The following is a 25,658-nucleotide window of genomic DNA, read 5'->3' as shown; positions in this document are numbered from 1 at the left end:
AATCAACCGATACCAACGCAGCGACATGAGTGCAGTGAACGCAGCCAGCCAGCCAACGACGCCCGCCCCTTTCGACCATGACGTCATCATCGTCGGCGCCGGGCCGGTTGGGCTCGCGCTCGCGGGCTGGCTCGCGCAGCGCAGCGCGACGTCGTCGTTGTCGGTTGCGCTGATCGATGCGCGCGAGCCGGAAGACAGCGCGGGCGATCCGCGCGCGATCGCCGTGTCGCAAGGCAGCCGCACTTTGCTGCAGGCGCTCGCGTGGCCGCAGGATGCAACGTCGATCGAACGTATTCATGTCTCGCAGCGTGGCCGCTTTGGCCGCACGCTGATCGACCGGCACGACTACGATCTGCCAGCGCTCGGTTATGTCGCGCGTTATGGCTCGATCGTGCAATCGCTTGCGCAGGCGGTGCGCGGGACTGACGTGCACTGGCTGCATCACACGCATGCGCAGGAACCTGTGGTCGAGCACGATGGCGTGACGTTGCGCGTGGAAAGCGCGGGCGTGGCGCGCACGTTGCGCACGCGCGTGCTCGTGAATGCGGAAGGCGGTTTGTATCGCGTGCAGGCTGCCGCGAACGCCGATGCGGATGTGGCTGTGGCTGAACCTGGCGCGGTGCAACGTCCGCAAAAGCGCACGCGGGATTATGGGCAGACGGCGCTGGTTGGCGTGGTGAGCGTGTCCGCGCCGCAAGCGCATGTCGCGTGGGAGCGTTTCACCGACGAAGGCCCGATCGCGCTATTGCCGATGGGTGGTGCGCGCGATGCCGATTTCGCGCTGGTGTGGTGTTCGGAGCCGGTGGAAGCGGCGCGGCGTGCTGAATTGTCCGATGCCGAATTTCTCGCCGAACTGGGCGAGGCGTTTGGGGCGCGCATGGGGCGCTTCACGCAGATTCAGGGGCGCGCGGCGTTTCCGCTGGGGTTGAACGCGCTCGATACGCTGGTGTCGGGGCATGGGCGGATTGCAGCGGTGGGCAATGCGGCGCAGACGCTGCATCCGGTTGCCGGGCAAGGGCTGAATCTGGGTTTGCGCGACGCACACGCGCTCGCGGATTCGCTGGCGCAGCATGGCGCGACGCCGGTTGCGCTGGCTGAGTTCGCGGGGCGGCGCGCGTTTGATCGGCGTATGACGATTGGCGCGACCGATACGCTTGCGCGGCTCTTTACGGTGGATTTTCCGGCGCTTGGAACGCTGCGCGGGCTTGCGCTTACTGCGCTTGAATTCGTGCCGCCGGTTAAAACCGCGCTGGCGAGGCAGATGATGTTTGGGCAGCGCAGTTGATCTGGGGTCGGACGGGGTTGTAAAACCACTAAAGGGTCGCATCGCAATACAACGCGACATCCAACGCACCCCAAACCACACCAGGGTCCACAACCCAAACCCTCCCATCCCGTTAACGCTAAAATACGCGTTTCCCCATTTCGAGCAGCACCGCGCCACCGCCCCCGGCCCTGCCGGAGCGCAGCCAGGCGCGCTACTGCTTTTGTCCGCGCATCATGTTCACAATTGGCCGCCACACCCTGCGCAACAACCTGTTCGTCGCCCCTATGGCGGGTGTCACGGACCGGCCGTTCCGTCAGCTGTGCAAGCGCCTCGGCGCGGGCTATGCAGTGTCGGAAATGGTTGCCTCCAACGCCCAGCTCTGGAAAAGCGAAAAGACCATGCGCCGCGCCAATCACGCGGGCGAGGTCGAACCCATTTCCGTCCAGATCGCGGGCGCCGACCCCGAAATGATGGCCGAAGCGGCGCGGTATAACGTCGCAAACGGCGCGCAGATCATCGACATCAACATGGGCTGCCCGGCCAAAAAGGTCTGCAACGTGGCCGCCGGGTCCGCGCTGCTGCAAAACGAGCCGCTCGTCGCGCGCATCGTCAAGGCCGTGGTCGATGCCGTCGGCGTGGGGCCAGATGCCGTGCCCGTCACGCTGAAGATCCGCACCGGCTGGGACCGCGATCACCGCAACGCGCTCACCATCGCGCGCATCGCAGAAGAATGCGGCATTTCGATGCTGACCGTCCACGGCCGCACCCGCGCCGACCTCTATCACGGCGACGCCGAGTACGAAACCATCGCCGCCGTGAAGGCCGCGGCGCGCATTCCGGTGGTTGCCAACGGCGATATCACGAAGCCGCAGAAGGCCAGACACGTGCTCGAAGTGACGGGGGCGGATGCCATCATGATCGGCCGCGCGGCGCAGGGGCGCCCGTGGCTGTTCCGCGAAATCGAGCATTTTCTCGCCACCGGCGAGCTGTTGCCGTCGCCGCGCGTGGACGAAATCCAGATGATCATGAACGAGCATCTGGAGGACCACTACGCGTTTTATGGCGAGTTTACGGGCGTGCGTACTGCGCGCAAGCATATCGGCTGGTACACTCGCGGCCTTTGCGGCGCCAACGCGTTCCGGCATCGCATGAACACGCTGGACACCACACGCGAACAACTCGCCGCCGTCAATCAGTTCTTCGACGAGCAGAAGGCCGTTTCCGAGCGCCTCGTCTACGAAGACGATGAAAACGGCGCACAAGGCGAGCGCGAACCAACCGATCGACTGGCAGCATGAGCAAGCACAATATCGAACAATCCGTCCGCGATAGCCTGGGAGTCTATTTCCAGGATCTCGACGGCAGCAATCCGCACGACGTCTATGAAATGGTGATGGCGTGCGTCGAAAAACCGATGCTCGAGGTGGTGCTCGAGCAGGCCGGCGGCAATCAGTCGCTGGCCGCCGAGTACCTCGGCATCAACCGCAATACGCTGCGCAAGAAGCTCCAGCAGCACGGCCTGCTGTAAGCGCCGTCGCGGTCCGCCGCATATCTGGACTTCCAGCGCTCCCTCCTCGATCTCCCGGCAACTCTCCCCCATCATGATCAAGCAAGCGCTCATCTCCGTTTCCGACAAGTCAGGCATCGTCGACTTCGCGAAATCGCTGTCGGACCTCGGCGTCAAGATCCTTTCGACCGGCGGCACCGCGAAACTGCTCGCGGACGCGGGCCTTCCCGTTACCGAAGTGGCCGACTACACCGGCTTCCCGGAAATGCTCGATGGGCGCGTGAAGACGCTGCACCCGAAGGTTCACGGCGGCATCCTCGCTCGCCGCGACCTGCCGGAACACATGGCAGCGCTCGAAAAGCACGACATCCCGACGATCGATCTGCTGGTCGTGAACCTCTACCCGTTCGTCCAGACGATCTCGAAGGAAGAGTGCTCGCTGGAAGACGCGATCGAGAACATCGACATCGGCGGCCCGACGATGCTGCGCTCGGCGGCAAAGAACCATCGTGACGTGACGGTCGTGGTCGACCCGACCGACTACGCGAAGGTGCTCGAAGAGATGCGCGCGAACGGCAACAACGTCGGCTACGCAACGAACTTCCGCCTGGCCACCAAGGTGTTCGCGCACACCGCGCAGTACGACGGCGCGATCACGAACTACCTGACGAGCCTGACCGAAGCGCTGGAGCACAAGTCGCGCAACGCCTTCCCGGCCACGCTGAACCTCGCGTTCGACAAGGTTCAGGATCTGCGTTACGGCGAAAACCCGCACCAGAGCGCCGCGTTCTACCGCGATCTGGCTTCGCCGGCCGGCGCGCTCGCGAACTACTCGCAGCTCCAGGGCAAGGAACTCTCGTACAACAACATCGCTGACTCCGACGCGGCGTGGGAATGCGTCAAGACCTTCGACGTGCCGGCCTGCGTGATCGTCAAGCACGCGAACCCGTGCGGCGTGGCAGTCGGCGCAGACGCGCTCGAAGCGTATTCGAAGGCGTTCCAGACCGATCCGACCTCGGCGTTCGGCGGCATCATCGCGTTCAACCGCGAAGTCGACGAAGCAGCGGCACAAGCCGTGTCGAAGCAGTTCGTCGAAGTGCTGATCGCGCCGTCGTTCTCGGACGCAGCCAAGGCCGTGTTCGCCGCGAAGCAGAACGTGCGTCTGCTCGAAATCGCGCTGGGCGAAGGCCACAACGCGTTCGACCTGAAGCGCGTGGGCGGCGGTCTGCTGGTGCAATCGCTCGACTCGAAGAACGTGCAGCCGCACGAACTGCGCGTCGTCACCAAGCGTCACCCCACCCCGAAGGAAATGGACGATCTGCTGTTCGCATGGCGCGTCGCGAAGTTCGTGAAGTCGAACGCCATCGTGTTCTGCGCGAACGGTATGACGATGGGCGTGGGCGCGGGCCAGATGAGCCGCGTGGATTCGGCGCGCATCGCCAGCATCAAGGCTGAGAACGCGGGCCTCAAGCTCGCGGGTTCGGCGGTGGCGTCGGATGCGTTCTTCCCGTTCCGTGACGGCCTCGACGTGGTGGTCAACGCAGGCGCAACCTGCGTGATCCAGCCGGGCGGCTCGATGCGCGACGACGAAGTGATCGCCGCCGCCGACGAGCACAACATCGCCATGGTGATGACGGGCATCCGCCACTTCCGTCACTGATCGATAGCCGATCGGCACGCTATAACGCTGTCAAAGCCCGCTGGACTTCACGGTCCAGCGGGCTTTTTCTTGGTGCTTGCGCGGCGCTTCATGGCTCGCGAGATCGTCATCGTTCGTTGTACCATCCCAAACACACTCGTTTTTCCCCGTATTTCATGAGAATTCTCGGCATCGACCCCGGCTTGCGCGTGACCGGCTTCGGCGTGATCGAACGTCACGGCCATCAGCTCACGTATGTCGCAAGCGGCGTCATCCGTACCGCCGATGCCGATCTGCCCACGCGTCTGGGCACCATCTTCGAAGGCATCAGCACGCTGGTCCGCCAGCACGCGCCCGATCAGGCCGCGATCGAAAAGGTCTTCGTCAACGTCAATCCGCAATCGACGCTGCTGCTCGGCCAGGCGCGCGGCGCGGCCATCTGCGGGCTGGTGTCCGGCGGCGTGCCGGTCGCCGAATACACGGCACTGCAACTGAAGCAGGCGGTGGTGGGCTACGGCCGCGCGACCAAAGAGCAGATGCAGCAGATGGTCGTGCGCCTGTTGTGCCTCACCGGCATGCCCGGCACCGACGCCGCCGACGCGCTCGGCATGGCGATCTGTCACGCGCACAGCGGCGACACGCTCGCGACGCTCGGCGGCATTGCACCCACGCTCGCGAAAAAGGGCGTACGCGTGCGGCGCGGGCGCCTGATCGGCTGATTACGCCTTTCGGCCGATTAGCCGTTCGGCAGCTTTGCGGCCCGGCATGCTGCGCTACACTCTCCGCTTTCTCCTATCGTTGAATCCGCCATGATCGGTCGCATTGCCGGCGTATTGCTGGAAAAGAACCCGCCGCACCTGCTTATCGACTGCAACGGCGTCGGCTACGAAGTCGATGTGCCGATGAGCACGTTCTACAACCTGCCCGGCTGCGGCGAACGCGTCGTGCTGCTCACGCAGATGATCGTGCGCGAAGATGCGCATCTGCTGTTCGGCTTCGCCACCATCGAGGAACGCGCGACGTTCCGCGAACTGCTCAAGATCACCGGCATCGGCGCGCGCATGGCGCTGGCGATTCTTTCGGGCATGAGCGTGAACGATCTTGCCCAGGCGATTTCCATGCAGGATTCGGCGCGGCTCACGCGCGTGCCGGGCATCGGCAAGAAGACGGCCGAGCGCCTGCTGCTCGAACTCAAGGGCAAGCTGGGCGCCGATCTGGGTGCGATGGCGGCGGCGGCTTCGCCTTCTGATCACGCGAACGACATTCTCAACGCGCTGCTCGCACTCGGTTATTCGGAAAAAGAAGCGCTGGCCGCGATCAAGAACGTGCCGGCCGGCACCGGTGTTTCCGACGGCATCAAGGCCGCGCTGAAGGCGCTTTCGAAGGGTTGATCGCAAGACGCCGGCGGTCAGGCGAGCGGCACGCGCGAAGTAATCGCGCGACGTGACCACGGGCGATGCGCGCGGCGCGTAACACCGCCGCCCAACACCGCGCGCACGGTCCTTCCGCCCACATCTGGCTGTTAGTTGCGAAGCGGCGGAAACGCCCGGATCCCTCCGGGAAACGCCGCTGCCACGCCTCAAACGCGGCGTTCCGCTCGCCAGGCGCGCGGTACAATCGCTGCATGATCGAAACCGACAAACTCGCCGCGAATCGCGCATCGGGCGCTGGCGCCGACCGCGTGATTGCGCCCACGCCCGTCTCCTCCGGCGAAGAAGCGTTCGAGCGCGCGCTGCGGCCGCGCCAGCTCGACGAATACGTCGGCCAGGAAAAAGTCCGCGGCCAGCTCGAGATTTTCATCGAAGCCGCCAAGCGCCGCTCCGAACCGCTCGACCACGTGCTGCTGTTCGGGCCGCCGGGTCTGGGCAAGACCACGCTCGCGCACATCATCGCGCGCGAAATGGGGGTCAGTCTGCGCCAGACCTCCGGTCCCGTGCTCGAACGCGCGGGCGACCTTGCCGCGCTGCTCACCAATCTCGAAGCCAACGACGTGCTGTTCATCGACGAAATCCACCGGCTCTCGCCGGTCGTCGAGGAGATTTTGTACCCGGCGCTCGAGGATTATCAGATCGACATCATGATCGGCGAAGGGCCGGCCGCGCGCAGCGTGAAGCTCGACCTGCAGCCGTTCACGCTGGTTGGCGCGACCACGCGCGCGGGCATGCTGACGAACCCGCTGCGCGACCGTTTCGGCATCGTGTCGCGACTGGAGTTTTATAACGCGGGCGAACTTTCGCGCATCGTGCAGCGCTCCGCCGCGCTGCTGGGCGCACAGATCGACCCGCAGGGCGCGCTCGAAATCGCACGCCGTTCGCGCGGCACGCCGCGTATCGCCAACCGTCTGCTGCGCCGCGTGCGCGATTACGCCGAGGTAAAAGCCGACGGCAATATCACCGCCCAGGTCGCCGATGCGGCGCTGCGCATGCTCGACGTCGATCCGGTCGGCTTCGACCTGATGGACCGCAAGCTGCTCGAAGCGATCCTGTACAAGTTCGACGGCGGCCCGGTGGGCGTCGATAACCTTGCCGCCGCAATCGGCGAAGAACGTGACACCATCGAAGACGTGCTGGAGCCGTATCTGATCCAGCAAGGCTTCCTGCAGCGCACGCCGCGCGGCCGCGTGGCCACGCAGATGACCTACCGCCACTTCGGCCTCACCGTTCCCGACGACGCCTCCAAAGGCGGCGACTGGGACCCGAACGAAGCGTAAGCCGCCGGGCTGCTTCCATGTCCGATCACGCCGGCCGCCGCCACGACGCTCCCGAGCCGAAAGGTTTCGCCGGCCAGCTCGCGCAGCGCCTGCGCATGGCGCTCGCCGAGAGCATCACGCACCTGACCACGGGCAGCGGCCCGAAGCTCGACTACTCGAATCCGCCGGGCGACCCCGGCCTGTTCGGCCCCGATTCGATCTGCTGGAAGGTCCACGCCGATTTCGCCGGGATGATGGCGGGCGGTATCAGCGCGCTGCTGCTTCAGGCGCTTCATCCGCTGGCACTGGCGGGCGTGTGGGATCACTCCACGTTTCGCACCGACATTCTCGGGCGCCTGCGCCGCACGGCCACCTTCATCGCGGGCACGACCTACGGCAGCCGCGCCGACGCCCTCAAGCTGATCGAGCGCGTAAAAACCATCCATGACAGCGTGACGGGCACCGCGCCCGATGGCCGGCCTTATCGCGCAAGCGACCCGGCGCTGCTCACCTGGGTTCATGTCGCCGAGGTATCGAGCTTTCTTGCGGCGTATCTGCGCTACGTGAATCCGGCGCTGCCGGGCGCCTTGCAGGATCAGTATTACGCCGAAGTCGCGACCATCGCCGAATTGCTCGGCGCCACCCACGTGCCGCATTCGCGTGCGGAAATTGCCGCGTATCTCGAAGCGATGCAAGCCGAACTGGTCGCCAGCGAGCGCACGCGCGAAGTCGTGCGCGTGCTGATGGAAGCGCCCGCGCCGCGCCCGGCCATGCGGCCCGCAGGCGCGCTGATGCGCCAGGCAGGCATCGACCTGCTGCCGCCGTTCGCGCAGACGCTGCTCGGCTTCGACCGCTATGCGCTCGCGCGTCGCACCGTCGTGCAGCCGGGCATGCGTGCGGTCGCGCCAGTGCTGCGCTGGGCGCTCGTGAACGGCGTATCGAAACGCGCGCGCCGCCGCGCCGCCATGCCGCCCGCCTCCTGAACGCCGTGCGATGAAAAACGGCCAGCCCGCTCACGCGGACTGACCGTTGTGTGCGCAACGTTCGTGCGATTTTACATCTTCACCACGTCGAGCAGCGTCTTCTTGCCTGCCTGGTAGTTGTAGAGCGAGATCACGCCATGCTTGAGATCGCCCTTCGAATCGAACACTGTTTCGCCGATCACGCCCTTGTAGTCGGTGCTCGGGATTTCCGCGAGGATCTTCGCGTGGTCGGTCGAGTTCGCGCGCTTCATCGCATCGACGACGATATACACCGCGTCATACGTGAACGGCGCATCGAATTCGATCGCGTGGCCAAAGCGCTTCTGATATTTCGCCGAGAACGCCGCGCCGCCGTCCATGCGCTCGAGCGCCATGCCGGCCTGCGAACAGACGATGTTGTCCGCCGCTGCGCCCGCGAGTTGCGCGAGGCTTTCCGTGCAGACGCCGTCGCCCGACAGCACCTTCGCGCGCAGGCCGAGCTGCTTGGCCTGCTTCGCGAACGGGCCGCCCGTGGCGTCCATGCCGCCGTACATGATCGCGTCCGGATTCTCGCCCTTGATCTTGGTGAGAATCGCGCGGAAATCGACGGCCTTGTCGTTGGTCGCATCGTGCGAAACCACGTTCAGACCGAGCGATTTCGCGGTCTTCTCGAACTCGTTCGCGAGACCCTGGCCGTAGGCCGTCGAATCGTCGACCACGGCCACCCGCTTCACTTTCAGGTTCGTTGCCGCATAGTTCGCGAGCGCCGGACCTTGCTGCGCATCGGTCGCGACGACGCGGAACGTGGTCTTGAAGTTCTGCTGCGTGTACGACGGATTCGTCGACGACGGCGAAATCTGCACGATGCCCGCATCGCTATAGATCTTCGAAGCCGGAATCGAGGCGCCCGAGTTCAGATGGCCGATCACCGCCACGACCTTATCGTCGACCAGCTTTTGCGCAACCTGGGTGGCCTGGCGCGGGTCGGCGGCGTCGTCCTGGGCGTCGAGCACGAGCGTGACCTTCTGCCCGCCGATGGTCAGGCCTTTGGCGTTGATCTCTTCGACCGCGAGGCGCGCGCCGTTTTCGTTGTCCTTGCCGAGGTGGGCCGAACCGCCCGTGAGCGGACCGACGTGACCGATCTTGACGACCTGGTCGGCGGACGCATTGGCGCACATCGCGCCGAACGCCAGCACAGCGGCGCTCACCGGCAACAGCTTGTGAAGCTTGAACGTCATTGCAAATCTCCTGCGTTTTTCTGGAACCCGTTCTGGGAACTGCGTTTCGTATGCAACCCAAGGCTTCGCCGCACCGCAAGCGCGTGGTGCGCGCGCGTCCCTCTTCAACGCACGGCCGGCACACGCAGACGTCGAGAGTCGCTGCGAGGCCCCACCGGCGCGGCAAAGCGCAAAGGTCCGATGAATGGTAGCAGGCACATCCGCGTTACGGTTGGCGGTCGTTGCGCACGCAACGCTCTGGAAAAACAGCAGGAAGGAGACTTGACGCGCGCGCCGCTTCCGGCTGGGAACGCGGCGCGCGGAAATAGAGGGTGTGGGAATTACAGCGGGCTGCGACGCTTGATGCTGTCGTCGTCGCTTTTGGCGGGCAGATGCGAGACATCGCCCCACGCAACGACACGCGCTTTCAGGCCCGCACTATCGCGCTCGACATCGACCACGTTCACGCTCGTGTTGAGCAACGGCCATGCGCGCGGCGCTTCGAGTTCGATCCCATTGGCGAATCGATAAATACAGTCGAGCACGCCGCCGTGCGCCACGCATGCAATGCGCCCTTCAGGATGCTTCGCGAGAATGGGCTCCAGCGCGTGCAGCACGCGGTGATACAGCTCGCGCTGCGACTCGCCCTCGGGCGGCGCAAAGCCGGGATCGCGCGTTTGCCAGTGCGCGTATTCATCGGGGAAACGCTCGGCGATCTGATCGCTGTCATGGCCCTGGAACGCACCGTAGTTGCGCTCGCGCAGGCCTTCGGTGAGTTGCACCGTGAGGCCGAACGCCTGCGCAACGGGCTGCGCAGTTTGTTGCGCGCGCATCAGATCGCTCGACCAGACTGCATCGAGCCGCGCACCTTCCTGCGCTTCGCGCGCGAACCGTGCGCCCAGCAATACCGCCTGATCGACGCCGCTCGTGGCGAGCGGAATGTCGATGTGCCCCTGGATGCGCTTGATGCGGTTCCAGTCGGTTTCGCCGTGGCGGATAAAGAGAATCTGCGTAGTCATGGATTCGCGCCCGGTTAATTCCGCACTTGCAGCCAGAACGTGACCGGCCCGTCGTTGACGAGCGACACCTGCATATCCGCGCCGAACTCGCCGGTTTCGACCGTGGGATGCTTTTCGCGCGCAGCAGCGACGAAGTAGTCGAACAGACGCCGCCCTTCATCGGGCGGCGCGGCCGGCGTGAAGCTCGGGCGCAGACCGCTGTTGGTGTCCGCCGCCAGCGTGAACTGCGACACCAGCAGCAGACCGCCCGCCGTGCCGTGGCCGTCGATGTTCTGCACCGGCAGGTTCATCTTGCCGGCCGCATCGCTGAACACGCGATAACCGAGCAGCTTCGCGAGCAGTTTGTCCGCGTTTGCCTCGGTATCGCCGCGCTCTGCGCAGACGAGTGCGAGCAGCCCCTGGCCGATCGCGCCCGTCACACGTTCGTCCACGCGCACATCGGCGCGCAGTACACGCTGGATCAGCGCGATCATGCGGTGAGCGTGACGCGCGCGAAGCGGCGCTTGCCAACCTGCACGGTGAACTCGCCGGCTTCGACCTTCAGGCCCTTGTCGGACACGGTCGCACCGTCGATCTTCACACCGCCCTGCTCGATATTGCGCAGCGCTTCGCTGGTCGACGGCACGAGGCCCGCCTGCTTGAGCAACTGGCCGATGGCGAGCGGCGCGCCCGCGAGCGTCACCGACGGGATATCGTCCGGCACGCCGCCCTTGGCGCGGTGGTTGAAGTCTTCGAGCGCGCGCTCGGCGTCGTTCTGCGAGTGGAAACGCGCGACGATTTCCTGCGCCAGCAGCACCTTGAAATCGCGCGGATTGCGGCCCGCTTCGATCTCACGCTTGAAGCCTTCGATCTCGTCCAGCGGACGGAACGACAGCAGCGTGAAGTAACGCCACATCAGCGTGTCCGAAATCGACATCAGCTTGCCGAACATGTCGTTGGGCTTTTCGCTGATACCGATGTAATTGTTCTTCGACTTCGACATCTTTTCGACGCCGTCGAGGCCTTCGAGCAGCGGCATCGTCAAGATGCACTGCTGTTCCTGGCCGTACTGCTTCTGCAGTTCGCGACCCACCAGCAGGTTGAACTTCTGGTCCGTGCCGCCGAGTTCCAGATCCGAATTGAGCGCGACCGAGTCGTAACCCTGCATCAGCGGATAGAGGAATTCGTGGATCGAAATCGGCACGCCGCCCTGGAAGCGCTTGGTGAAATCTTCGCGCTCCAGAATACGCGCGACGGTGTAGCGCGACGCGAGCTTGATCATGCCGTCGGCGCCGAGCGGCATCGACCATTCGCTGTTGTAGCGGATCTCAGTCTTTTCGCGGTCGAGCACGAGTGCGGCCTGCTCGAAATAGGTCTTCGCGTTCGATTCGATCTGCTCGCGCGTGAGCGGCGGGCGCGTGGCGTTACGGCCCGACGGATCGCCGATCAGCGAGGTGAAGTCGCCGATCAGGAAGATGACGTTGTGGCCGAGATCCTGCAGCTGGCGCATCTTGTTGAGCACGACCGTGTGGCCGATATGAATATCGGGCGCGGTCGGATCGAGGCCGAGCTTGATGCGCAGCGGCTTGCCGGTGGCGGCGCTGCGCGCGAGCTTTTGCTGGAATTCTTCTTCGATCAGCAGTTCGTCGACGCCGCGCTTCGTGACGGCGAGCGCGTGACGGACTTCGTCGGTGACCGGAAAGGCGTCTTTGGCGCCGCTGTTGGGTGTGGAGTCGCTCATGCTTCGATCGGTTCGATGTCGTTAAGTCTGGGTCTAGACCGGGATTTTACGTGATTCGACACGCAGGGCCGAGGTTTGGGGAAGCGTGAGCGCGGCCACGCTCATGCACGCACGGCCGGCGCCACCTGCGGCAACGCTTTCGAGCGCACCTGCCAGAGGTCGTAAGCCGCCTGCATCGCGAGCCAGAGATCGGCGCGGCCGCCGTTTTCCACGCCGAGCCACTGCTCGAGCCGCAGCGCCATTTCCGGCGAGATACCGGCGCGCCCATTGAGCACGCGCGAGAGCGCAACGCGCGTGACGCCCAGTTGGGCCGCGGCTTCGGTCACCGTTAGGCCAAGTTCGGGAAGGATGTCTTCGCGCAGCGTTTCACCGGGATGCGGCGGATTGTGCATGCGGATCGTACCCCGCGTTTCCTTCGAGTCGTTCATCGTTGCCGCCTCTTTTCAATGGTAGTCGTGGTAATCGACGAGCAGTGCATGCCCGCGCTCGAACAGGAACGTCAGCCGCCAGTTGGCGCTCACGCTGACCGCGTGATGGCCGTCCAGACTGCCCTCCAGCGCGTGGCAACGCCAGCCCACGACGTTCATGTCCTGCGGCGTCTGCGCTTCGTCGAGACGCGCCAGTTGACGCCGCAGACGCGGTACGTGATCGGGCCGAACACCCGCCTTGTTGCCTGAGAAGAAAAAATCCCGCAGACCTTTGTGTTTCCACGACTTGATCATGATTCCCCGGACGATGCGAATTGAAGAAAGCTCGCGGAGCGTTCGGAGTTGTGTAGTGTATAGCCTCACTATACGAATCGACGCGTTCAAGGTCAACCTGCTGCATGCCATCGATTGATCCTGCTCAAGCGCCGCGTCATCCCCAGCCCGCGAATCCTGCCCACCAGCGTCCCATTTCCCCCATCGCGCCACAACTAGCCTTCCGGCTTACGCCGAACGGCTATTGCCCCGATAATCATCGTCGGAATCCCTTCCTCGCACTCACGAAAGGAGCACAACGTGGCGGCACGCGACGCACAGAAAGATGACAGCGCCCACCCGGGCGACGGCGTGTATTTCGGCCTGATGTCCGGCACCAGCATGGACGGCGTGGACGGCATCGCCGTGCGTTTCGAGCATGGCCAGCGGCCGGTGGTGCTGGCCGAGGCCTTTGTCGGCTTCGCACAAGGCCTGCGCGAGGCGCTCTTTTCGCTGCAGCAACCGGGCGAAAACGAGATCGAACGCGCCTCGCTCGCGGGCAACGCTCTCGCCGCGCGTTATGCGGTCTGCTGTCATGAACTGCTGCGCGCGGGCAATCTGACGTCCGCCGAGGTGCGCGCGATCGGCGCGCATGGCCAGACCATCCGCCATCGGCCCGAAAAGGGCTTCACGGTGCAGATCCAGAATCCCGCCCTGCTCGCCGAACTCGCGCACATCGACGTGATCGCCGATTTCCGTAGCCGCGATGTGGCTTCCGGCGGCCAGGGCGCGCCGCTCGTGCCGGCGTTTCACGCAACGCTGTTCGGCTCGCAGGAAGAGACGCGCGTGGTCTGCAATCTTGGCGGCATCAGCAATATCACGGTGCTGAGCGCGACGGGCGCGGTGCGCGGTTTCGACTGCGGCCCGGCCAATGCGCTGCTCGACCTCTGGGCCGAGCGCCATCTGGGCAAGCCTTACGACGAAAACGGCCAGTTCGCGGCGAGCGGCAATCTGCATCAGCCGCTGCTGAACGCGCTGCTCGACGAACCGTTCTTCGAACAGCAGCCGCCCAAGAGCACCGGTCGCGATCTGTTCAATGCGCAGTGGCTCGACGAAAAGCTCAAAGGCTTCGAATCGCTGACGCCCGCCGATGTGCAGGCCACGCTCGTTGCGCTGACGGCGGTGAGCGTCGCGCGCGAGATCGAGCGTCATGCCGGCGATTGCCGTGCGGTGTACGTCTGCGGTGGCGGCGCGCGCAATCCGGCGCTGATGGCAGCGCTGCAGAAAGCGCTGGAGACAGGCGGCGTGGCGGGTGTGCCGGTCATGACGACCGAAGCGCTGGGCGTGCCGCCGCAACAGGTGGAACCGCTCGCCTTCGCGTGGCTGGCGATGCGCTGCGTGGCGCGCGAGCCGGGCAATCTGCCGGCGGTGACGGGCGCGGCGGGCGAACGCGTGCTGGGCGCGATCTATCCGCGCTAGACGCCTGCACGACGCTCAATAAAAAACGGGGCCGAAGCCCCGTTTTTCAATGCGACAGACCGGTTCGATCAGACCGAGAACGACGAGCCGCAACCGCAGGTGGTCGAGGCATTCGGGTTCTTGATGACGAACTGCGCGCCATTCAGATCGTCCTTGTAGTCGATCTCAGCGCCGACCAGATACTGGTAGCTCATCGAATCGATCAGCAGATCGACGCCGTTCTTGGTCATCACGGTGTCGTCTTCGTTAACGGTCTCGTCAAACGTGAATCCGTACTGGAAGCCCGAGCAGCCGCCGCCTTGCACGAACACGCGCAGCTTCAGCTCCGGGTTGCCTTCCTCGTCGATCAGTTGCTTGACCTTGTCAGCCGCTGCGTCGGTAAAAACGAAGGGACCGGGCATTTCAGTCACGGGGGTCTCAGTGACAGCGTTCATTCGAACTCTCCAAAAAAGCTTCTAGCCGCTATTGTAGGGCTGTTCCTGAGATCGTGCTTAAGCCCAGGAAATCAAGGGTTTCTCGCCACTTGTTTGATTCACATTCGTGACTCACATCTTGAATATGAGTCAAGCAAGTGGCGCGTGGTCATGCTTCTCATAAACGAAAAAACCGCCTGGCGCATTCCTGCGCGAGGCGGTTTTTTGCAGCAGCCATGCGCCTCCGCGAGGAGCGCATGGACCACGAAGCGGATTAACGCTTCGAGAACTGCTTGCGGCGACGTGCCTTGTGGAAACCGACCTTCTTACGTTCCACTTCACGTGCGTCACGCGTAACGTAGCCAGCCTTCGACAGTTCCGGCTTCAGCGTTGCGTCGTAGTCCATCAGAGCGCGCGTGATGCCGTGGCGAACTGCGCCGGCCTGGCCGGTTTCGCCGCCGCCCGTCACGTTCACCTTGATGTCGAACGTCGCGCCGTGGTTCGTGAGTTCCAGCGGTTGACGCACGATCATCAGCGACGTTTCGCGCGAGAAGTAGTCAGCGATAGGCTTGCCGTTGACGATGATGTCGCCCTTGCCAGCCTTGATGAAGACACGTGCGACTGCGCTCTTGCGGCGGCCCGTACCGTAGTTCCAGTTACCGATCATATGGGCTCCCTTAGATCTCGAGCGCCTTCGGCTGTTGAGCCGAGTGCGGATGCGTTGCGTCTGCGTAGACCTTGAGCTTCTTGATCATCGCGTAGCCCAGCGGGCCCTTCGGCAGCATGCCCTTGACCGCCTTCTCGAGCGCGCGGCCCGGGAAGCGTTCTTGCATCTTGCCAAACGTCGTTTCGTAGATACCGCCCGGGTAGCCCGAGTGACGGTAGTACTTCTTGTCGGTCGTCTTGTTGCCCGTGACCTTCAGCTTGCCGGCGTTGATGATGACGATGAAATCGCCAGTGTCGACGTGCGGGGTGAACTCAGGCTTGTGTTTGCCGCGAAGACGGCGCGCCACTTCGCTGGCGACACGGCCGAGAACCTTATCCGTCGCGTCAATCACGTACCATTCGCGCTGCACTTCATGTGCCTTGGCGGAAAAAGTCTTCATGATCGATCCAAAAAATAACTTGTGCCCTGATTCGGTCCTGCTTGTGTGATGGCACTCGTTGGCGCCGGCGCAGGCTCTCCCTGGTCCGGGCTTTCCGCAGTGATCCACGAAAAACCCAGTTTCCCCGCGGGCATGATGCGGGAAACCTTGGATTATAAAGGGAAATTTGAAGCGCCGTCAAAATATCTGCGGCGAGGCTGCCGGGAAGCGGCCGACGGGGCAAAAAACGCGGACGAAAAAAAGCCCAAGCGCGTTAGCTCGGGCTTAATCCACTCTTTGGAGGAGGGTGGAGGAGACATGCTGAGGTGTCGTGAAGCACGACAACCAATGAGATGAACTATACAGATCGACCTTGTGCGACGCAAGAGAATTTGCATTGTGAAAGTACAATTCATAATGTGAAACGATGGAATTTAGCGGTCGCGCTGGGATTTTTTATATAAATCAGTGCATTACGAAAGCCCCGCGAAAGCAGCCGTCCGTTTAGCTAGAGCGAAACCCCTAATTCCGACAGGGAAATCCTCTTGAGACCGCGCTTTCGCGCCGCAACATTCAAGCGAAGCGCATGATCGGCATGCGCCATGTCCCCCCGGACATACCAGTATGACGCGGGCTACAATGCCGGCTGAATCGAGATAATTTGCGCAGGGGCAAAGCATGGAAGTCAAAGTAAGCTGGATGGGTCAGGATGGCATGGCATTCGCAGCCGAAACGGGCAGCGGCCATCTGGTCAACATGGACGGCGCCCCGGAAGGCGGCGGTCACAACCTCGCGCCGCGTCCGATGGAAATGGTGCTGCTGGGCACCGGCGGCTGCACGGCCTATGACGTCGTGCTGATCCTGAAGAAGAGCCGTCAGGAAGTGAGCGGCTGCAACGTGACGCTCAAGGCCGAACGCGCGAGCGAAGATCCCAAGGTCTTCACGAAGATCCACTTCCACTTCACGGTGACGGGCAAGAATCTGAACCCGGCGACGGTCGAGCGCGCGATCAACCTGTCGCACGACAAGTACTGCTCGGCGTCGATCATGATCGGCAAGACTGCCGAGATCACGCATTCGTTCGAGATCGTCGCGGTCTAAAAACGCTGCGGGAAAAGAAAAAGCCGGCGCGGTTCTGATGAACCGCGCCGGCTTTTTGCATGAATGAGGCTGCAAAGCAGGCCGATAAGCCGGATTCTGTGCACACGCCGCGTCCGAAGACGCGCCGCGCGTGGCAGCCATTCCTCTAGGCGCGCCATTGCTGACGCGCTCAAGCTTCCTACCCGCAGACGAAATGGGGGCCCCATCCTGCATCCCGAAGATGCGCGCCTGCCTACTTGGAATTGCTCCGGGTGGAGGTTACCGTGCCGTCTACGTCACCGCAGACGCGGTGCGCTCTTACCGCACCGTTTCACCCTTACCTGATCCCGACCGAAATCGGGCCATCGGCGGTCTGTTCTCTGTTGCCCTGTTCCGCGTGTCGCCACGGATGGCCGTTAGCCATCACCCTGCCCTGTGGAGTCCGGACTTTCCTCGCCCCCTCGACCGAAATCTCGGGGCCGCGACTGCCTGGCCTGCTTTGCGAGGCGCGATCTTAGCACGCCTTCAACGTGGGCGCTGACGCCGGCCAGCACGAAACACCGAGGTGTCGTCGTAGAAAGACGGCGCTTCGTTCGCGCCCCACCAGCCCGGAATGCCCAGCACCGGCAGCGGCGCGAAGCTGCGGCCGTTCAGGTCGGCATTGGCGGCGAGCGTCGCGCTCACCGTTGCGTCGAGATGGGCGTTGCGCTCTGCGCGCGACCACGTGAAATACGTTTCGGGCACGTCGATCACCCACGCGTGCGCCGTGCACGCCGCATAGGGCGTGATCAACTTTTCGAGCAGCGCATGGCCGAACACGCGGACTTCGCAGGCCGATTCCCACTTCGCGCGCCCCTCGACAAACAGCGCGCGCCAGTCGAAGCCGCGCAACGCCTGCGTGAGCGCGGGATCGGCGCTCGCGAACAGCACGGCGTTTTCGTCGAACAGCGTGAGGGCGTCGCGGACATTGCCGCGCGTGGCGCCTACGCCCAGCACGTCGATCGCATCGGCCTGTCGCGCATTGAGCGCCGCCTTGATGCGCGGGAACGCGAACCAGTGCAGCGCGTTGAAGAAGTCGTGCAGGTTGTGGCGCGTGGGCACGCCGCCCGTCGCGGCGATGTGCCCTTCGTAGGACGCGCCTTCCGGCAGATCGTCCTGCGCGATGAAGTGCAGCGCCTGCCCGCGCCCCGTGCGATAGCCGGTTGCGCGCGCATCGGCATTCAGCTCTTCCAGATAGCACGCGTAGCCCGCCAGCGCTGCCTGCTGCCAGCGGCGTCCGCGCGCTTCGTGCTGGGCGAACCACGGATGCGCCCAGTCGATGTCGGCGAAACTGCCTTCGGGCAGGCTGCGGCGCGGCGGCTTCGGCGGCAATGCCGGGCGCATCGATGCGCCCGCATCGACCACGTCCGGCACCACGTCACCCGGCGCCGCGGCGGGCATGGCAACGCTCAAGCCAGCTTCCAGCCGATCGTCTCGCCGCCGCGCAGCGGCACGACAGGCACGCCGCCCGCTTCGATTTCCGTCGGCAGTTGCCAGTCTTCGCGGCGCAGCGTGACCGTTTCGGTCGCACGCGGCAGGCCGTAGAAGTCCGCGCCGAAAAAGCTCGCGAAGCCTTCGAGCTTGTCGAGCGCGCCGGCGTTGTCGAACGCTTCGGCGTACAGCTCGAGCGCGTGCAGCGCCGTGTAGCAACCCGCGCAGCCGCAGGCGTGCTCTTTCAGGCCCTTCGCGTGCGGCGCGCTATCGGTGCCGAGGAAGAAGCGCGCGTCGCCCGAGGTTGCCGCTTCGACCAGCGCGACGCGGTGCGTTTCGCGCTTCAGGACCGGCAGGCAGTAGTAATGCGGACGAATGCCGCCGAGGAAGATCGCGTTGCGGTTGTACAGCAGGTGATGCGCGGTGATGGTCGCGCCCAGCAGGCCGGGAGCCGCGGTATCGGCACGGATGTAATCGACGGCATCCTTGGTCGTGATGTGCTCGAACACCACCTTGAGGCCCGGGAAATCGCGGCGCAGCGGCGTCATCACTCGGTCGATAAAGACTTTTTCGCGATCGAACAGGTCGATGTCGGCGCTCGTGACTTCACCGTGCACCAGCAGCGGCATGCCCACTTCCTGCATCGCTTCCAGCGTCTTCGCGCACTTGCGGATGTCGGTCACGCCGGCGTCCGAGTTGGTGGTCGCGCCTGCCGGATACAGCTTCACGCCGTGCACGAAGCCGCTTGCCTTGGCGCGGCGGATTTCGTCGGCGGGCGTGTTGTCGGTCAGATAGAGCGTCATCAGCGGTTCGAACTTCATGCCGGCCGGCAGCGCCGCGAGAATGCGCTCGCGATAGGCGGCGGCCATTTCGGTCGTGGTGACCGGCGGCTTGAGGTTCGGCATGATGATCGCGCGGCCGAACTGGCGGGCGGTGTGCGGCAGGACCGCGGCGAGCATCTCGCCGTCGCGCACGTGCAGGTGCCAGTCGTCGGGGCGGGCGAGCGTAAGAGTCGTGGGGGTGGTGGCGTTCATGGCTACTCTGATCTGATACGTGATGCGCGGAAGGGACAGCAAACGACAACTACAAGCGTTTCCAGGCATGACACGCGAAGGCGGCGACCGTCAGCGACCATCAGCGGCCACGAACTGCCACAAGCGGCCGCGAGGCGTCGCGCGCACACGACAGCCGGATGGCCGCGCAATCCGGCGCACACGCTCTGGCGGCGGGCTTTCGCGCGAGGCGGGAAAGCATCCGACAAATTTCGTATTGGCGCGCCGCAGCCCGGTGATATGCTTGGAAAATCATCATTGTACCGGGTCACGAGGCCAGACCCGGGCCCGACCCGGACCGGCTTTGGCCCAGCTTCACAGCATCAGATACGCGCCATGTGCCAACTTCTCGGAATGAACTGCGCCGCGCCGACGGACGTCACGTTCTCCTTCACAGGATTCGCGGCGCGCGGCGGCGCCACCGATCACCACGCCGACGGCTGGGGCATCGCATTCTTCGAAGACAAGGCCTGCCGCCTGTTTATCGACAACGAAGCATCGGCCCGCTCGCCCATCGCCGAGATGGTCAAGCACTATCCGATCAAATCCCGCAACACCATCGCGCATATCCGCAAGGCCACCCAGGGCAGTTGCTCGCTGGAAAACAGCCATCCGTTCCAGCGCGAACTCTGGGGCCGCCATTGGATCTTCGCCCACAATGGCGACCTGCAGGATTTCAATCCGGTCTTGACGGGCCAGTATCAGCCCGTGGGCACGACCGATAGCGAGCGCGCGTTCTGCGTGCTGCTGCAAGGGTTGCGCAAGGCGTTTCCGGGCACGCAGCCGCCGCTCGACGAACTGTTCGCCGCGCTCGAAACGCTCACGCGCGAAATCACGCAGTTCGGCGTATTCAATTTCCTGATGTCGAACGGCCAGGCGCTGTTCGCGCACTGCTCGACGCATCTGCACTATCTGGTGCGGCGCTGGCCGTTCTCCACCGCGCATCTGGTGGACGCCGACGTGTCCATCGACTTCGCGAAATACACCACGCCGGAAGACCGCGTGGCCGTGATCGCCACCGCCCCGCTCACCGACAACGAAGTCTGGACCCGCTTCGCGCCCGGCGACCTGCTGATGTTCCAGCACGGCGAGGTGATCGCGCAGACCAGCGTACCGGTGCCGCAAAAGGTGCTCGACAAGCTGAAGAACCCATCGCTGGATGCGTCCGCGAGCGCGTCGCGCGTGTCGCCTTGCTCGAAGCAGCCGGGCGAAGTCGACCCGGAAGCGGTCGCCGCGTTGCAAAGCTGGGGCGAATAAGCGCTTTCCTGCATCGAATCCGCCGGATGAAAAAAGCCGCGCAAGCTCCACAGCTTGCGCGGCTTTTTCGTTGCGTGCGCCGCGGTTTGCAACCCGCGGCGCGCCACAGCATCGGTCAGTGCAGGATCTTGGCGAGGAAATCCTTCGCGCGATCCGACTTCGGATTGGCGAAGAAGTCTTCCTTGCGGTCGTCTTCGACGATGGCGCCCTTGTCCATGAAGATCACGCGATGCGCGACCTTCTTCGCAAAGCCCATTTCGTGCGTCACGCACATCATGGTCATGCCTTCCTGGGCCAGCTCCACCATCACGTCGAGCACTTCGTTGATCATCTCGGGATCGAGCGCCGAAGTGGGTTCGTCGAACAGCATCGCCACCGGGTCCATCGACAGCGCACGCGCGATCGCCACGCGCTGCTGCTGCCCGCCCGAAAGCTGGCCGGGGAATTTATCGGCGTGCGCGCGCAGACCCACGCGGTCGAGCAGCTTGAGGCCCTTCTGCGTGGCTTCGTCCTTGCCGCGGCCGAGCACCTTGATCTGCGCGAGCGTCAGATTCTGGGTGATCGACAGATGCGGAAACAGCTCGAAGTGCTGGAACACCATGCCCACCTTCGCGCGCAGCTTCGAGAGATTGGTGCGCTTGTCGCCCACCGACTGGCCGTTCACGAGGATCTCGCCCTGCTGGAACGGCTCGAGTCCGTTGACGGTCTTGATGAGCGTGGACTTGCCCGAGCCCGACGGCCCGCACACCACCACCACCTCGCCCTTCTTCACTTCCGTCGTGCAGTCGGTCAGCACCTGGAACTGGCCGTACCACTTCGAAACGTTCTTAATTGAAATCATCTTGCGACCTTTTTCTGAAGTCCTTTCACAAGGCTCGACGCGATCACGCAGATCACGAAATAGCATGCGCCCGCGAACAGTACCATCTCGACCATCGTTCCGTCACGATCGCCGATATTGGTGGCCGTGCGGAAAAAGTCGGCGAGACTGATGACATACACGAGCGACGTGTCCTGAAAGAGCACGATGGCCTGCGTGAGCAGCAGCGGCACCATCGCGCGAAACGCCTGCGGCAGCACCACATGCTGCATCGCCTGGCCGTAACGCATGCCGAGCGCAAACGACGCGTTGACCTGCCCGCGCGGCACCGCCTGAATGCCCGCGCGAATGATCTCCGAATAATACGCGGCCTCGAACAGCGAGAACGCGATCATCGCGGACGCAAGGCGAATGTCGATATCCGGCGACAGGCCCAGCAGATTCTGCAGCACCTGCGGCACGATCAGAAAGAACCACAGCAGCACCATCACCAGCGGGATCGAACGGAACACCGTCACGTAGCCCTTGGAGAACCATTCGAGCGGCTTCACGCCCGACAGGCGCATCAGCGCGAGCAGCGTGCCCCACAGAATCCCGACAACGATCGCGCAAACCGTGATCTTGAAGGTGACGATGGCGCCGGTCCACAACGTCGGCAGCGCGCCCGGAATACCGCTCCAGTCGAAATGATGCATCACTTGCCTCCGATATAGCCGGGCAGCCGGCTCTTCGCTTCGACCCAGCGCATCAGCGTCATGACGACCAGGTTGATCAGCACATAGGCGAGCGTGACCGAGATGAACGACTCATAGGTTTGCGCCGTGTAGTCGACGAGCTGGCGCGCCTGCGCGGACAGATCGAGCAGACCGATAGTCGACGCGACCGCCGAGTTCTTGAAGATGTTCAGGAATTCGGAGGTGAGCGGCGGCACGATGATGCGGTACGCAACCGGCAGGAGTACGTAGCGATACGTCTGCCATTGCGTAAAACCCATCGCCAGACCGGCAGCGCGCTGGCCGCGCGGCAAGGCGTTGATGCCCGAGCGCACCTGCTCGCACACGCGCGCAGCCGTGAAGAGGCCCAGACAGATCACCGATGCCGTGAAGAACTGCACACCCGGCGGCAACTGCTTGAACGCGTTGCCGAGCGACGGCGGCACGAGTTCCGGCAGCACGAAATACCAGATGAAGAACTGCGCGATCAGCGGGATATTGCGGAAGATCGCCACGTAGACCGTGCCGACAGCCGCGAGAAAACGATTCGGCACCGTGCGCAGCACGCCGAAGAACGAACCGACGATGAGCGCGATGACCCACGCGCACAGCGACACCGATACCGTCACCCAGAGGCCCGAAATGAGCCAGCCGAGGTAGGTGGTGGGTTCGCCCGTCGAGACCGGGCTGAGCAGAATGCCCCAGTTCCAGTGATAGGACATGAAGAGACTCCAACAAAAAGAACGGAAGAAGCGTGGCTTCTTCCGTTCTGTTTTATACGCTGATCAGGTTTTTAACCGGAATCAGTCGATAGCCTTGTCGTTCGGGCTCTTGTAGAGCGCCTTCATGTCGTCGCTTTCCGGGAAGTTCAGGTTGAGACCCTTCGGCGGAATCGGCGATTCGAACCACTTCTTGTAGATCGCGTTGGCGTCGCCCGAGGTTTCGACCTTGGCGATGGCGTCGTCGGCGACCTTCTTGAATTCGGGGTCGTTCTTGCGCAGCATGCAGCCGTACGCTTCACGCGATTGCGCCGTGCCGACGATCACGAAATCGCCCGGATTGTTCGACTTCGCGCGCTCGCCTGCGAGCAGTGCGTCGTCCATCATGAACGCCACGGCGCGGCCGGTGGAGAGCGTCATGAACGATTCGCCGTGGTCCTTCGCGCTGATGATGTTCATGCCCAGGTTCTTGTCCTGGTTCATCTTGCGCAGCAGACGCTCCGACGTCGTGCCAGCCGTCGTCACGACGGTCTTGCCCTTGAGGTCGGCGAAATCCTTGATGCCCGAATCCTTCTTCGTCATCAGGCGCGTGCCGATCACGAAGATCGTGTTCGTGAAGGCGGCCTGTTGCTGACGTTCGGCGTTGTTGGTCGTCGAGCCGCATTCGATGTCGATCGTGCCGTTCTGCACGAGCGGAATGCGGTTCTGCGAGGTGATCGGCACCATCTTGACCTTGAGGTTCGGCATGTTCAGCTTCTGCTTCACCGCCTCGACGATCTTGAGCGCGAAGTCCTGCGAGTAGCCGATCACATTCTGCTTGTCGTCATAGTACGAAAACGGGATCGACGATTCGCGGTGACCCAGCGAGATCACGCCGGTGTCCTTGATTTTTTTGAGCGTCCCCGAGTCCTGCGCGTGAGCACCGACGGCGACCAGTCCGAGGGTGGCGAGAACGAGCGCGGCCTTTTTGAATTTCATCTGTGATCTCCTTCTTGGCATGGATCGGGGGCAGTGTAGCAAAGTAATTTTATTGAAAGAATAAAGGCGATCCCTGGCGTTGCAAGCACGCACAACCGCCGTCGAATCGCGCTTGCGCGCTGCATCAACAGCGCCCCCGCGGCCGCTTTTTTCACATGTTTTTCACAGTACAAATGCAAAAACGGGCGGCCCCTTGTGGGGACCGCCCGCCAGTTGCCGGAGATAGCCGGCAACGCAATTTTTACCGCTTCGATCCGAAAGCCTTCCGAAGCGGCAAACCGTTATCGATCAGGGATACAGGCCGCGCATTTCGCGCGCCATCAGGATGCGCTTGCAGGCCACGATAAACGCTGCCGTACGCATCGACACGCCCTGCTCGCTCGACACTTGCCAGACCGCCGTGAACGCTTCGCGCATCACGCGTTCCAGACGCTCGTTGATCTCGCCTTCGGTCCAGAAGAAGCTCGAGAAGTCCTGCACCCACTCGAAGTACGAAACGGTCACGCCACCCGCGTTCGCAACGACGTCCGGGATCACGAGGATGCCCTTGTCGTGCAGGATGTCGTCGGCTGCCGTCGTGGTCGGGCCGTTTGCGCCTTCGACGATGATCTTCGTGCGGATCTTGCCGGCGTTCGCTTCCGTGATCTGGTTTTCCAGCGCGGCCGGAATCAGGATGTCGGTTTCGATGGTCCAGAATTCGTCGTTGCTGAGCATGTCGGCGCCGGCGAAACCTGCCACGCCGCCCGTCTTCGCCACGTGCTCGAGCAGCGCGTCAGCGTCGATACCGGTCGACTTGTGGATCGAACCCGTGTGGTCCTGCACCGTAACGAGCTTCGAGCCCGCTTCCTGGAACAGACGCGCAGCGATGCCGCCGACGTTACCAAAACCCTGCACGGCAATACGTGCGCCTTCGATCGACAGACCCTTGCGGCGAGCCGCTTCGCAACCGACCACGAACACGCCACGGCCGGTCGCTTCGCGACGGCCGAGCGAGCCGCCCAGCGAGATCGGCTTGCCGGTCACGACGCCCGTGGACGTCTGGCCCTGGTTCATGGAGTACGTGTCCATCATCCACGCCATGATCTGCTCGTTCGTGTTGACGTCCGGCGCAGGAATGTCGGTGTTCGGTCCGATGATGATGCCGATTTCGCTGGTGTAGCGGCGCGTCAGGCGCTCGAGCTCACCACGCGAGAGCGTGCGCGGATCGACGCGGATACCGCCCTTCGCGCCACCGTAAGGAACGTTCACAGCCGCGTTCTTCACCGACATCCACGCCGACAGCGCCATCACTTCGGACAACGTAACGTCCTGGTGATAACGCACGCCGCCCTTGCCGGGACCACGCGAAACGTTGTGCTGGACACGGTAGCCTTCGAAGTGCGCGACGGTACCGTTATCGAGTTCGATCGGGCAATCGACGATCAGAATGCGCTTCGGACGCTTGAGCGTTTCGAGCCAGCGCGACAGCGAACCGAGGTACGGCGCGACGCGATCCACCTGACGGAGATAGTTGCCCCACGGACCGAGCGACTCGGCGTTAAGGTAGGAAGGAACCGAAGACACAGCAGACTGCGATTGGGAAGACATGAACGCTCCAAGCGATCGAACAAGTGCTGCCATTGTCAGAAAAGCCCTTCGCCAGCGCCAATGCCGTTTGCTCATCACGTTATGCTTTTCGTGCATAACGTTGAAAAAGTCGAAAAAACGTGTCGCCGATGTCCTGCAACGGCGGGCGTTTTCGGGAATCGCGTTGGCGCGTCAACATGACGCAACGATTGTTTCGGAGCGCGCAAAACAGCAATGCGAAAGCGGGCACGGTGGCTTGCGCTACCGTGCCCGTTTTCGCATCGAGCTTGATTCTTTGGTGAAATTTGCTGGCAGTCACTGACTGC

28 protein-coding genes and 1 other RNA gene are annotated in these 25,658 nt (G+C 63.4%); 12 read left to right on the top strand and 17 right to left on the bottom strand.

The genetic code is table 11. From position 1 onward, the window contains the following. Positions 1-25: 25 nt before the first annotated feature. From U5A67_RS00880 to U5A67_RS00845, 8 genes are all read left to right on the top strand, one after another. On the top strand, positions 26-1,285 hold the full coding sequence (locus U5A67_RS00880) for a UbiH/UbiF/VisC/COQ6 family ubiquinone biosynthesis hydroxylase (protein ID WP_321815958.1): 1,260 nt from the start codon (positions 26-28) through the stop codon (positions 1,283-1,285). Between the two features lie 215 nt (positions 1,286-1,500). Further along, entirely contained in the window at positions 1,501-2,565 is a 1,065-nt protein-coding gene (gene dusB, locus U5A67_RS00875; protein WP_321815957.1) for a tRNA dihydrouridine synthase DusB, read from the top strand. Beyond that, on the top strand, positions 2,562-2,795 hold the full coding sequence (locus U5A67_RS00870) for a Fis family transcriptional regulator (RefSeq protein ID WP_027816854.1): 234 nt from the start codon (positions 2,562-2,564) through the stop codon (positions 2,793-2,795). Before dusB ends, U5A67_RS00870 begins: the two co-directional genes overlap by 4 nt. A 73-nt stretch (positions 2,796-2,868) precedes the next feature. Then, a complete protein-coding gene (gene purH, locus U5A67_RS00865) occupies positions 2,869-4,434 on the top strand; it encodes a bifunctional phosphoribosylaminoimidazolecarboxamide formyltransferase/IMP cyclohydrolase (RefSeq protein ID WP_321815956.1) in 1,566 nt (521 codons plus the stop codon). A gap of 155 nt (positions 4,435-4,589) precedes the next feature. Then, on the top strand, positions 4,590-5,132 hold the full coding sequence (gene ruvC, locus U5A67_RS00860) for a crossover junction endodeoxyribonuclease RuvC (protein ID WP_205981418.1): 543 nt from the start codon (positions 4,590-4,592) through the stop codon (positions 5,130-5,132). A gap of 90 nt (positions 5,133-5,222) precedes the next feature. Beyond that, a complete protein-coding gene (gene ruvA / locus U5A67_RS00855) occupies positions 5,223-5,804 on the top strand; it encodes a Holliday junction branch migration protein RuvA (RefSeq protein ID WP_205981419.1) in 582 nt (193 codons plus the stop codon). A 233-nt stretch (positions 5,805-6,037) separates the two neighbouring features. Then, positions 6,038-7,123: a Holliday junction branch migration DNA helicase RuvB gene (gene ruvB, locus U5A67_RS00850; RefSeq protein WP_205981420.1), complete on the top strand. Its 1,086-nt coding sequence runs from the start codon at positions 6,038-6,040 to the stop codon at positions 7,121-7,123. Positions 7,124-7,218: 95 nt separating this feature from the next. Continuing rightward, the gene (locus tag U5A67_RS00845) at positions 7,219-8,085 is read left to right on the top strand and encodes an oxygenase MpaB family protein (protein ID WP_321816002.1); all 867 of its coding nucleotides are present in this window, start codon (positions 7,219-7,221) and stop codon (positions 8,083-8,085) included. Positions 8,086-8,156: 71 nt separating this feature from the next. Here U5A67_RS00845 and U5A67_RS00840 read toward each other — a convergent pair whose 3' ends face one another. The 6 genes from U5A67_RS00840 to U5A67_RS00815 form a co-directional block, all read right to left on the bottom strand. Then, the gene (locus U5A67_RS00840; RefSeq protein ID WP_205981422.1) at positions 8,157-9,302 is read right to left on the bottom strand and encodes a branched-chain amino acid ABC transporter substrate-binding protein; all 1,146 of its coding nucleotides are present in this window, start codon (positions 9,300-9,302) and stop codon (positions 8,157-8,159) included. Between the two features lie 320 nt (positions 9,303-9,622). Further along, a complete protein-coding gene (locus U5A67_RS00835; RefSeq protein ID WP_321815955.1) occupies positions 9,623-10,300 on the bottom strand; it encodes a histidine phosphatase family protein in 678 nt (225 codons plus the stop codon). Between the two features lie 14 nt (positions 10,301-10,314). Further along, positions 10,315-10,773 (bottom strand): D-aminoacyl-tRNA deacylase, encoded by a 459-nt coding sequence (gene dtd, locus U5A67_RS00830; RefSeq protein WP_321815954.1) that lies wholly within the window; start codon positions 10,771-10,773, stop codon positions 10,315-10,317. Then, positions 10,770-12,020, bottom strand: coding sequence for a tyrosine--tRNA ligase (tyrS, locus tag U5A67_RS00825; protein ID WP_205981425.1), 1,251 nt, complete (start codon positions 12,018-12,020; stop codon positions 10,770-10,772). The genes dtd and tyrS overlap by 4 nt, the downstream gene beginning before the upstream one ends. A 101-nt stretch (positions 12,021-12,121) precedes the next feature. Continuing rightward, positions 12,122-12,448: a HigA family addiction module antitoxin gene (locus U5A67_RS00820; protein ID WP_205981426.1), complete on the bottom strand. Its 327-nt coding sequence runs from the start codon at positions 12,446-12,448 to the stop codon at positions 12,122-12,124. A gap of 15 nt (positions 12,449-12,463) precedes the next feature. Next, positions 12,464-12,742, bottom strand: coding sequence for a type II toxin-antitoxin system RelE/ParE family toxin (locus tag U5A67_RS00815; RefSeq protein WP_205981427.1), 279 nt, complete (start codon positions 12,740-12,742; stop codon positions 12,464-12,466). A gap of 279 nt (positions 12,743-13,021) precedes the next feature. On the opposite strand from U5A67_RS00815, the gene U5A67_RS00810 reads away from it, so the two are divergent. Next, positions 13,022-14,179, top strand: a complete 1,158-nt coding sequence (locus tag U5A67_RS00810) for an anhydro-N-acetylmuramic acid kinase (protein ID WP_205981428.1) — start codon at positions 13,022-13,024, stop codon at positions 14,177-14,179. Positions 14,180-14,247: 68 nt separating this feature from the next. On the opposite strand, the gene erpA is transcribed toward U5A67_RS00810, so the two are convergent. The 3 genes from erpA to rplM all read right to left on the bottom strand — a co-directional run bounded on the left by erpA (position 14,248) and on the right by rplM (position 15,698). Continuing rightward, entirely contained in the window at positions 14,248-14,613 is a 366-nt protein-coding gene (gene erpA, locus U5A67_RS00805; protein WP_027816867.1) for an iron-sulfur cluster insertion protein ErpA, read from the bottom strand. Positions 14,614-14,866: 253 nt separating this feature from the next. Then, positions 14,867-15,259: a 30S ribosomal protein S9 gene (gene rpsI / locus U5A67_RS00800; protein ID WP_027816868.1), complete on the bottom strand. Its 393-nt coding sequence runs from the start codon at positions 15,257-15,259 to the stop codon at positions 14,867-14,869. 10 nt (positions 15,260-15,269) lie between these two features. Further along, the gene (gene rplM, locus U5A67_RS00795; protein WP_065065130.1) at positions 15,270-15,698 is read right to left on the bottom strand and encodes a 50S ribosomal protein L13; all 429 of its coding nucleotides are present in this window, start codon (positions 15,696-15,698) and stop codon (positions 15,270-15,272) included. A gap of 657 nt (positions 15,699-16,355) precedes the next feature. Between rplM and U5A67_RS00790 the strand changes: the two genes are divergently transcribed. Further along, positions 16,356-16,778 (top strand): OsmC family protein, encoded by a 423-nt coding sequence (locus U5A67_RS00790; protein WP_167061121.1) that lies wholly within the window; start codon positions 16,356-16,358, stop codon positions 16,776-16,778. A 69-nt stretch (positions 16,779-16,847) separates the two neighbouring features. Here the strand turns inward: U5A67_RS00790 and rnpB are convergent. The 3 genes from rnpB to pyrC form a co-directional block, all read right to left on the bottom strand. Then, positions 16,848-17,258: RNase P RNA component class A (gene rnpB, locus U5A67_RS00785), an RNA gene on the bottom strand. Positions 17,259-17,282: 24 nt separating this feature from the next. Beyond that, positions 17,283-18,140 (bottom strand): DUF3025 domain-containing protein, encoded by an 858-nt coding sequence (locus tag U5A67_RS00780; RefSeq protein ID WP_321816001.1) that lies wholly within the window; start codon positions 18,138-18,140, stop codon positions 17,283-17,285. 65 nt (positions 18,141-18,205) lie between these two features. Continuing rightward, complete coding sequence (gene pyrC, locus U5A67_RS00775; RefSeq protein ID WP_205981429.1) at positions 18,206-19,261, bottom strand: dihydroorotase; 1,056 nt, start codon at positions 19,259-19,261, stop codon at positions 18,206-18,208. Between the two features lie 354 nt (positions 19,262-19,615). On the opposite strand from pyrC, the gene U5A67_RS00770 reads away from it, so the two are divergent. Continuing rightward, positions 19,616-20,536, top strand: a complete 921-nt coding sequence (locus tag U5A67_RS00770) for a class II glutamine amidotransferase (protein WP_321815953.1) — start codon at positions 19,616-19,618, stop codon at positions 20,534-20,536. A 115-nt stretch (positions 20,537-20,651) separates the two neighbouring features. Here the strand turns inward: U5A67_RS00770 and U5A67_RS00765 are convergent, their stop codons facing one another. From U5A67_RS00765 to U5A67_RS00745, 5 genes are all read right to left on the bottom strand, one after another. Beyond that, positions 20,652-21,377, bottom strand: a complete 726-nt coding sequence (locus U5A67_RS00765; RefSeq protein WP_205981431.1) for an amino acid ABC transporter ATP-binding protein — start codon at positions 21,375-21,377, stop codon at positions 20,652-20,654. Beyond that, a complete protein-coding gene (gene gltK, locus U5A67_RS00760; RefSeq protein ID WP_205981432.1) occupies positions 21,374-22,051 on the bottom strand; it encodes a glutamate/aspartate ABC transporter permease GltK in 678 nt (225 codons plus the stop codon). The genes U5A67_RS00765 and gltK overlap by 4 nt, the downstream gene beginning before the upstream one ends. After that, positions 22,051-22,791 (bottom strand): amino acid ABC transporter permease, encoded by a 741-nt coding sequence (locus U5A67_RS00755; protein WP_205981433.1) that lies wholly within the window; start codon positions 22,789-22,791, stop codon positions 22,051-22,053. Before U5A67_RS00755 ends, gltK begins: the two co-directional genes overlap by 1 nt. Before the next feature lie 81 nt (positions 22,792-22,872). Further along, a complete protein-coding gene (locus U5A67_RS00750; RefSeq protein WP_321815952.1) occupies positions 22,873-23,766 on the bottom strand; it encodes a glutamate/aspartate ABC transporter substrate-binding protein in 894 nt (297 codons plus the stop codon). Between the two features lie 288 nt (positions 23,767-24,054). Then, a complete protein-coding gene (locus tag U5A67_RS00745; RefSeq protein WP_321815951.1) occupies positions 24,055-25,353 on the bottom strand; it encodes a Glu/Leu/Phe/Val dehydrogenase in 1,299 nt (432 codons plus the stop codon). Here U5A67_RS00745 and U5A67_RS00740 point away from each other — a divergent pair. After that, complete coding sequence (locus U5A67_RS00740; RefSeq protein ID WP_321815950.1) at positions 25,352-25,654, top strand: hypothetical protein; 303 nt, start codon at positions 25,352-25,354, stop codon at positions 25,652-25,654. The genes U5A67_RS00745 and U5A67_RS00740 overlap by 2 nt on opposite strands. Positions 25,655-25,658 lie beyond the last annotated feature (4 nt).

Source organism: Paraburkholderia sp. J69-1 (genome assembly GCF_905220255.1).
In the GTDB taxonomy this organism is placed as follows: Bacteria; Pseudomonadota; Gammaproteobacteria; order Burkholderiales; family Burkholderiaceae; genus Paraburkholderia.
Note: the sequence above shows the minus strand (reverse complement) of the source record. Positions and strands in the feature narration are given on the sequence as shown.

What these genes read in the sequence shown, in the direction of transcription:
- ruvB (WP_205981420.1), top strand. Translation starts at nt 6,038, where the DNA reads ATGATCGAAACCGACAAACTCGCCGCGAATCGCGCATCGGGCGCTGGC.
- U5A67_RS00745 (WP_321815951.1), bottom strand. Translation starts at nt 25,353, where the DNA reads ATGTCTTCCCAATCGCAGTCTGCTGTGTCTTCGGTTCCTTCCTACCTT.
- U5A67_RS00880 (WP_321815958.1), top strand. Translation starts at nt 26, where the DNA reads ATGAGTGCAGTGAACGCAGCCAGCCAGCCAACGACGCCCGCCCCTTTC.
- U5A67_RS00740 (WP_321815950.1), top strand. Translation starts at nt 25,352, where the DNA reads ATGAACGCTCCAAGCGATCGAACAAGTGCTGCCATTGTCAGAAAAGCC.
- U5A67_RS00870 (WP_027816854.1), top strand. Translation starts at nt 2,562, where the DNA reads ATGAGCAAGCACAATATCGAACAATCCGTCCGCGATAGCCTGGGAGTC.
- rplM (WP_065065130.1), bottom strand. Translation starts at nt 15,698, where the DNA reads ATGAAGACTTTTTCCGCCAAGGCACATGAAGTGCAGCGCGAATGGTAC.
- purH (WP_321815956.1), top strand. Translation starts at nt 2,869, where the DNA reads ATGATCAAGCAAGCGCTCATCTCCGTTTCCGACAAGTCAGGCATCGTC.
- tyrS (WP_205981425.1), bottom strand. Translation starts at nt 12,020, where the DNA reads ATGAGCGACTCCACACCCAACAGCGGCGCCAAAGACGCCTTTCCGGTC.
- U5A67_RS00845 (WP_321816002.1), top strand. Translation starts at nt 7,219, where the DNA reads ATGGCGCTCGCCGAGAGCATCACGCACCTGACCACGGGCAGCGGCCCG.
- dtd (WP_321815954.1), bottom strand. Translation starts at nt 10,773, where the DNA reads ATGATCGCGCTGATCCAGCGTGTACTGCGCGCCGATGTGCGCGTGGAC.
- U5A67_RS00765 (WP_205981431.1), bottom strand. Translation starts at nt 21,377, where the DNA reads ATGATTTCAATTAAGAACGTTTCGAAGTGGTACGGCCAGTTCCAGGTG.
- U5A67_RS00780 (WP_321816001.1), bottom strand. Translation starts at nt 18,140, where the DNA reads ATGCGCCCGGCATTGCCGCCGAAGCCGCCGCGCCGCAGCCTGCCCGAA.
- ruvA (WP_205981419.1), top strand. Translation starts at nt 5,223, where the DNA reads ATGATCGGTCGCATTGCCGGCGTATTGCTGGAAAAGAACCCGCCGCAC.
- U5A67_RS00815 (WP_205981427.1), bottom strand. Translation starts at nt 12,742, where the DNA reads ATGATCAAGTCGTGGAAACACAAAGGTCTGCGGGATTTTTTCTTCTCA.
- rpsI (WP_027816868.1), bottom strand. Translation starts at nt 15,259, where the DNA reads ATGATCGGTAACTGGAACTACGGTACGGGCCGCCGCAAGAGCGCAGTC.
- gltK (WP_205981432.1), bottom strand. Translation starts at nt 22,051, where the DNA reads ATGCATCATTTCGACTGGAGCGGTATTCCGGGCGCGCTGCCGACGTTG.
- U5A67_RS00835 (WP_321815955.1), bottom strand. Translation starts at nt 10,300, where the DNA reads ATGACTACGCAGATTCTCTTTATCCGCCACGGCGAAACCGACTGGAAC.
- U5A67_RS00750 (WP_321815952.1), bottom strand. Translation starts at nt 23,766, where the DNA reads ATGAAATTCAAAAAGGCCGCGCTCGTTCTCGCCACCCTCGGACTGGTC.
- U5A67_RS00820 (WP_205981426.1), bottom strand. Translation starts at nt 12,448, where the DNA reads ATGAACGACTCGAAGGAAACGCGGGGTACGATCCGCATGCACAATCCG.
- U5A67_RS00770 (WP_321815953.1), top strand. Translation starts at nt 19,616, where the DNA reads ATGTGCCAACTTCTCGGAATGAACTGCGCCGCGCCGACGGACGTCACG.
- dusB (WP_321815957.1), top strand. Translation starts at nt 1,501, where the DNA reads ATGTTCACAATTGGCCGCCACACCCTGCGCAACAACCTGTTCGTCGCC.
- U5A67_RS00755 (WP_205981433.1), bottom strand. Translation starts at nt 22,791, where the DNA reads ATGTCCTATCACTGGAACTGGGGCATTCTGCTCAGCCCGGTCTCGACG.
- U5A67_RS00790 (WP_167061121.1), top strand. Translation starts at nt 16,356, where the DNA reads ATGGAAGTCAAAGTAAGCTGGATGGGTCAGGATGGCATGGCATTCGCA.
- pyrC (WP_205981429.1), bottom strand. Translation starts at nt 19,261, where the DNA reads ATGAACGCCACCACCCCCACGACTCTTACGCTCGCCCGCCCCGACGAC.
- erpA (WP_027816867.1), bottom strand. Translation starts at nt 14,613, where the DNA reads ATGAACGCTGTCACTGAGACCCCCGTGACTGAAATGCCCGGTCCCTTC.
- U5A67_RS00840 (WP_205981422.1), bottom strand. Translation starts at nt 9,302, where the DNA reads ATGACGTTCAAGCTTCACAAGCTGTTGCCGGTGAGCGCCGCTGTGCTG.
- ruvC (WP_205981418.1), top strand. Translation starts at nt 4,590, where the DNA reads ATGAGAATTCTCGGCATCGACCCCGGCTTGCGCGTGACCGGCTTCGGC.